Origin of the sequence: Pseudomonas floridensis, from assembly GCF_002087235.1 — a bacterium.
In the GTDB taxonomy this organism is placed as follows: domain Bacteria; phylum Pseudomonadota; class Gammaproteobacteria; order Pseudomonadales; family Pseudomonadaceae; genus Aquipseudomonas; species Aquipseudomonas floridensis.
On the sequence record NZ_MUIO01000066.1, the window covers coordinates 20,999 to 27,339 of the forward strand.

The following is a 6,341-nucleotide window of genomic DNA, read 5'->3' on the forward strand; positions in this document are numbered from 1 at the left end:
GCGCAGGATGCACCGCCCAGGTGATCAGGCATCAGGACAGCGCTTTGGACGCCAGCCAGAACAGGCAGGCGGACAACGCGACGGTTGCGGGCAGGGTCAGCACCCAGGCCAGCAGAATAGTGCGAACGGTGCCGCCTTGCAGGCCGCTCTTGTTCGCCACCATGGTCCCGGCCACACCCGAGGACAGGATGTGGGTGGTGGAGACGGGCAGGCTGAACACGTTGGCCATACCGATGGCGCAAGCCGTCGTGATCTGTGCCGACATGCCTTGTGCGTAAGTCATGCCCTGTTTGCCGATCTTCTCGCCAATGGTCAGGACCACACGCTTCCAGCCCACCATGGTGCCGATACCCAGCGCCAGCGCCACGGCCAGGATCACCCAGAATGGGGCGTATTCGGTGGTGGCTGTCAGGTCCTTGCGCAGTTTCTCCAGGTCGGATTTTTCACGCGCTGCCAGACCCGGCAGCTTGCCGACCTTGCGTGCGGTGTCGTCCAGGCACAGCAGATAGCGACGCACTTCAATGCGGCTTTCGGACGGCATCGAGTGGTAGTCGGAAACGCCCTTCAGACGATCCAGCAACGCATCGATGGTCGGCTCGGTCTGCTCCGGGTTACACGCTGAACTGGACGGCAAATCGCCTTTTTCGGCTTTGCCCATCGCCAGATATTCACCCAGGGTGTCACTGTTGCGCTGATAGAACTGGCTCAGGTGCTGAGTAGCATCACGAGTTCGTTCGATCTGGTAAGTCGTGCTGTTGAGGTCGAGCACGAACTGGCTCGGAACGATACCGATCAGCACCAGCATGATCAGGCCGATGCCTTTCTGACCATCGTTGGAGCCGTGCACGAAGCTCACGGCCATCGCGGAAATCACCAGCACCAGACGGTTCCAGAACGGCGGGTGCTTCTTGTCGTCGAGCTTGCGACGCTGCTCCGGGGTCTTGTGCATCTTGGACAGCGGACGCCACCATTTCAGGCCGATCAGCACCAGTCCGGCGACCAGAAAGCCTGCCAGCGGGGAGAACACCAGCGAAGCGCCAATGTCGATCGCCTTCTGCCAGTTCACTCCATCGGCGAGCGGGATGTCGTTGATCAGGGCATTGGCCAGGCCCACACCGAGGATCGAGCCGATCAGCGTGTGGGAGCTGGACGCCGGAATGCCGAAATACCAGGTCCCCAGGTTCCAGGTGATCGCCGCAGCCAGCAGCGAGAACACCATCGCCAGCCCATGACCGGTGTTGACGTTGATCAGCAGTTCGACCGGAAGCAGGTGAACGATGGCGTATGCCACGCCCACGCCGCCCAGCAATACGCCGAGAAAGTTGAACACACCGGAAAGGATCACAGCCAGATGCGGCGGCATGGCTTTCGTATAAATGACTGTCGCCACCGCGTTTGCAGTGTCATGAAAGCCATTGATGAACTCGAAGGCAAGGACGAAGGCCAGGGCGAGCAACAGGCTCACAAGCACCCAAGCATCTAGCCCGCTGAATAATTCGATCATGTAGATTTTCTGACCCGGTCTGAAGGGGGCGCGATTATGACAGAAAAAATACGGATCGACTTGTCGGCCTCGACCGGTGTCGCCTGAAACCAAAAAAAAAGACGCATGAGCGCCGCCTCTTTGGTAAGGCAGACAGACAATTACACTTCAATGGCAGGTCGCAGTAGCGCGGATCACATCGTCAGGGCTGCTCGGGCCCGAGCGTCAGGACTCTTGTTTCAGGTCCTGTTCCATCTTTTGCAGTTCCTGCTTGAAAGCCTGATCCCGAAGGCTGGCTCGTTTACGCCAGGGTTTGCGTTCCGGTTCCGGTTGCGCGGCATAAGTGGTGATCTCGCCGCCGTAGACATCCTTGAAACGTTGCTCCTGGCGCTCAAGTTCCGCGCGCAGTTCATCTTTAGTCACTTTATTACCTGATCGAGTCAAATGAATTCCGGTGAAAACGCAGGGCACGGCAAACAGGTTCATTCCAGTCTTTGCCGAAAACAGCGCAGGGGCATAGGCAATCGGCACAGTGTCTGGAAAATGTCTGAACATCTTGCTGCGGCTCGCGGCTACGGGCACCGGAGAAAAACAACTGTCGTAGCGACATGTGGTTCAGGGTTGAAACGCCGGGGTCGTGGTAGACCACCCTCTGCAATTGCCCCGTTGTGCGTGGCCGCTGCGTTGACAGGACTGCAGCCTGAGGGCTCGTGGGCGCACGAGACACTGCTGAAGGTTTAGCCAGTCAATGAAAGATACTATCTCCAAGAAGTTCGGCTGCGTCAACTATAGCGGTTTGAATAATGAGAGAACCCACTCATTTTGTACGAATGTTCCGAAGTACAGGTGAGTCATGTATGTGACAGAACTTTCATAAAAGAGAATTGACGGTATCGGACAAAAAACCGGCGTCGGAATTCAGAAAGTCTGACGGCCTGACTGTTTTATGAATAAGCGAGGGGAAGGGTGCGTCGATTATGCGCGGGTGAGGCGCTGTTGACAGAGTGAGCTGTAATGAAAACGGCCTTGCTTAAAAGGCAAGGCCGCTGCCTTGGACTTCTCAGTGGGTACCTGACCAGTAATTTCCAAGAAGTCACTTCGTGGCAGACCTAAAGGTATAAGCATATTTACCATGGGTCAATTGCGATTATCGGCCATTGGTTCGATAATCGCACAAGCCGGTCCGGGTCATGTGCGCTGCATGTGACTGAAACCGCCGGTTCACAAGGCCTGAAAGGGTGTACAGAGGTTGCGGCAATGAACGACGAACTGCGTAATTCTTTTTCCTCACTGGCTCCGCCGATCGTGGCTTCGCCTGCCAAGCGTATTCAGGCGCTGACCGGTGATCCGGATTTCATGACATCACTGGCACGTGGGTTAGCGGTGATTCATGCCTTTCAGGAGCGCAAACGGCACCTGACCATTGCGCAGATCAGTCACCGTACGGAGATCCCCCGGGCGGCCGTGCGTCGTTGCCTGCATACGTTGATCAAGCTCGGTTACGCCACCACCGATGGTCGTACCTATTCGTTATTGCCCAAGGTTCTGACCCTGGGCCATGCCTATCTGTCGTCCACGCCGCTGGCGATTTCCTCGCAGCCTTATCTGGACCGGATGAGCGATCAGCTGCACGAAGCCTGCAATATGGCCACACTCGAGGGGGACGACATCCTTTATATAGCCAGGTCGGCGACGACTCAGCGGCTTATATCGGTGGATCTTTCGGTGGGCGGGCGTCTGCCGGCGTACTGTACGTCCATGGGCCGCATTCTGCTCGCCGCGCTGGATGATGTTTCTCTGCACGAATACCTCGATCACGTGGATCTGCAACCCAAGACCAGCCGAACCATCCGCACGCCGGAAGCGTTGCTGGAGTGTCTGCAACAGGTCCGTCAACAAGGCTGGTGTATCGTCGATCAGGAACTGGAGCAGGGACTTCGCTCGATTGCCGTACCGGTCTATGATGCATCGGGTCAGGTTCTGGCCGCGCTCAATGTCAGCACCAGTGCCGGACGCGTGGCTCGCAGTGATCTGGAACAGCGCTTTCTGCCGATCATGCTCGATGCCAGCCGTGATCTGAGCACACAGTTGTTCACTTGAACCGGTTGTCAGTCGGTTAATGAATCGGTTCGATAATCGAACGGTTAGTCGATTATCGGATTGTTTGCCACAGTGCTCAGGCATAACCTCATTTTCATTCCGGCGCAGGTCTTCGCGCTGATCATTGAACGTGATGTTGGGTTCGGAGCACCTCATGGCAGACATTCTTTCTCTACGCGATGCGGTGAAACAACTGGTCAACGATGGCGACACCGTTGCGCTGGAAGGTTTCACCCATCTGATCCCCACGGCCGCAGGCCACGAAATCATCCGTCAGGGTAAAAAGGACCTGACGCTGGTACGCATGACTCCCGACCTGATCTACGACCAGTTAATCGGTGCAGGTTGCGCGAAACGGCTGATCTTTTCGTGGGGCGGCAATCCTGGCGTGGGTTCTCTGCATCGGCTGCGCGATGCGGTCGAAAAGCAGTGGCCGCGGGCCATGGAGATCGAAGAGCACAGCCATGCTGACCTTGCCAATGCGTACGTCGCCGGGGCTTCGGGTCTGCCGTTCGCCGTGTTGCGTGCGTATGCCGGTTCCGACCTGCCGAAGGTCAACCCGCTGATCAAGACCGTAACCTGTCCGTTTACTGGCGAAGTTCTCGCTGCCGTGCCTTCGGTGCGTCCGGACGTGACCGTGATTCATGCTCAGAAAGCCGACCGTAAGGGCAACGTGTTGCTCTGGGGCATTCTCGGCGCGCAGAAGGAGGCCGCGCTGGCTGCCAAGCGTTGCATAGTGACGGTCGAGGAGATCGTCGACGACCTCAAGGCACCGATGAATTCCTGCGTATTGCCGACCTGGGCATTGAGCGCAGTGTGTCTGGTGCCTGGCGGTGCTCATCCGTCCTACGCCCACGGTTACTACGAGCGCGACAACCCTTTCTATCAGGCCTGGGACCCGATTGCCCGAGACCGTGAAACCTTCAAAGCCTGGATCGACGAATACATCCACGGCACGGCGGACTTCAGCGAATTCCAGAGCAAGCTGGCTCGCGCTTCGGAGGCAAAATAATGACCTACACCACCAGTGAAATGATGACCGTTGCTGCTGCCCGCCGTTTGCGTAACGGAGCGGTCTGCTTCGTCGGTATCGGCCTGCCGTCCAAGGCCGCCAACCTGGCGCGTCTGACGTCTGCGCCCGATGTCGTACTGATCTATGAATCCGGCCCGATTGGCGCCAAGCCGAGCGTGCTGCCGCTGTCCATTGGTGATGGCGAGCTGGCCGAAACCGCAGACACCGTGGTCGCGACCAGCGAGATCTTTCGCTACTGGCTGCAAGGCGGGCGCGTGGACGTCGGCTTTCTGGGCGCCGCGCAAGTTGATCGCTTCGGCAATATCAATACGACTGTGGTCGGCGATTATCACAATCCGAAAGTGCGCCTGCCGGGTGCCGGTGGGGCGCCGGAGATTGCCGGTTCGGCCAAATCGGTGCTGATCATTCTCAAGCAGTCGGCGCGCTCGTTCGTCAACAAGCTCGATTTCATCACCTCGGTCGGCCACGGCGAAGGCGGCGACTCGCGCAAGCGGCTTGGCCTGCCAGGCGCAGGCCCGGAGGGTATCATCACCGACCTGTGCATCATGGAGCCTGAAGAGGGCAGCAATGAGTTCGTGGTGACCACGCTGCACCCGGGTGTCACCCGCGAGCAGGTCATCGCCGCGACCGGTTGGGAAGTCCGGTTTGCCGACAATGTGGTCTATTCCGAAGATCCGACTGAAGCCGAACTGACCGCCCTGCGGGATCTGGAAGCCCGGACCGCTGCCGCTCACGGTCAGGTCGCAGGAGAAGCATGATGCGTGACGTGTTTATTTGCGATGCGATTCGCACCCCCATCGGCCGCTTTGGCGGCGGCCTGTCCTCGGTGCGTGCCGACGACCTGGCGGCCATTCCGATCAAGGCGCTGATGGAACGCAACCCGACGGTCAACTGGGAGGAGGTCGACGAGGTGTTCCTCGGCTGCGCCAACCAGGCCGGTGAAGACAACCGTAACGTGGCGCGCATGGCGGCACTGTTGGCAGGCTTGCCGCTGACCGTTCCGGGCGTGACCCTCAATCGTCTGTGTGCTTCGGGTATGGATGCCATCGGAACGGCGTTTCGCGCCGTTGCCACTGGCGAGATGGAGCTGGCGATTGCAGGCGGCGTCGAGTCGATGTCCCGCGCGCCCTTCGTCATGGGCAAGGCCGATGCGGCGTTCTCGCGCAGCATGAAACTGGAAGACACCACCATCGGCTGGCGTTTCATCAACCCGGCCATGAAGGCGCTGTATGGCGTGGATTCGATGCCCGAAACAGGCGACAACGTGGCCGCCGACTTTTTGATTTCTCGAGCCGATCAGGACGCTTTCGCCCTGCGCAGCCAGCAACGCACAGCCGTTTCCCAGGCTGCGGGCTTTTTCGAGGAAGAAATCGTGCCGGTGCGCGTCGCTCACAAGAAAGGCGAGACCATCGTCGACAAGGATGAGCATCCCCGCGCCGACACCAGCCTGGAGACCCTGAGCAAACTCAAACCGGTCAACGGTGCGGATAAGACGGTCACCGCAGGCAATGCCTCAGGCGTGAATGACGGCGCGGCCGCGCTGATTCTGGCCTCGGCCGACGCGGTGAAGAAACACGGTCTGACCCCGCGTGCGCGGATTCTCGGCATGGCCAGCGCTGCCGTACCGCCACGGGTAATGGGCATCGGCCCGGTACCCGCGGTGCGCAAGCTGGTCGAGCGTCTGGGTCTGGCGGTATCCGATTTCGATGTCATCGAGCTCAACGA

At 59.0% G+C, this 6,341-nt stretch carries 6 protein-coding genes; 4 read left to right on the top strand and 2 right to left on the bottom strand.

Features of this window, described 5'->3' with window-relative positions:
* Positions 1-31: 31 nt before the first annotated feature.
* Together BZK31_RS16570 and BZK31_RS16575 are read right to left on the bottom strand one after the other, a co-directional pair.
* On the bottom strand, positions 32-1,504 hold the full coding sequence (locus BZK31_RS16570; RefSeq protein ID WP_083184034.1) for an inorganic phosphate transporter: 1,473 nt from the start codon (positions 1,502-1,504) through the stop codon (positions 32-34).
* 204 nt (positions 1,505-1,708) lie between these two features.
* Entirely contained in the window at positions 1,709-1,906 is a 198-nt protein-coding gene (locus BZK31_RS16575) for a hypothetical protein (RefSeq protein ID WP_083184041.1), read from the bottom strand.
* 834 nt (positions 1,907-2,740) lie between these two features.
* Here BZK31_RS16575 and pcaR point away from each other — a divergent pair.
* The 4 genes from pcaR to BZK31_RS16595 all read left to right on the top strand — a co-directional run.
* On the top strand, positions 2,741-3,583 hold the full coding sequence (pcaR, locus tag BZK31_RS16580) for a pca regulon transcriptional regulator PcaR (RefSeq protein ID WP_083184035.1): 843 nt from the start codon (positions 2,741-2,743) through the stop codon (positions 3,581-3,583).
* A 154-nt stretch (positions 3,584-3,737) separates the two neighbouring features.
* Positions 3,738-4,595 (top strand): CoA transferase subunit A, encoded by an 858-nt coding sequence (locus tag BZK31_RS16585; protein WP_024688703.1) that lies wholly within the window; start codon positions 3,738-3,740, stop codon positions 4,593-4,595.
* Entirely contained in the window at positions 4,595-5,374 is a 780-nt protein-coding gene (locus BZK31_RS16590) for a CoA-transferase subunit beta (protein WP_083184036.1), read from the top strand. The genes BZK31_RS16585 and BZK31_RS16590 overlap by 1 nt, the downstream gene beginning before the upstream one ends.
* On the top strand, positions 5,371-6,341 hold a 971-nt coding region (locus BZK31_RS16595), incomplete at its 3' end, for an acetyl-CoA C-acyltransferase (protein ID WP_208617209.1). The genes BZK31_RS16590 and BZK31_RS16595, both read left to right, overlap by 4 nt.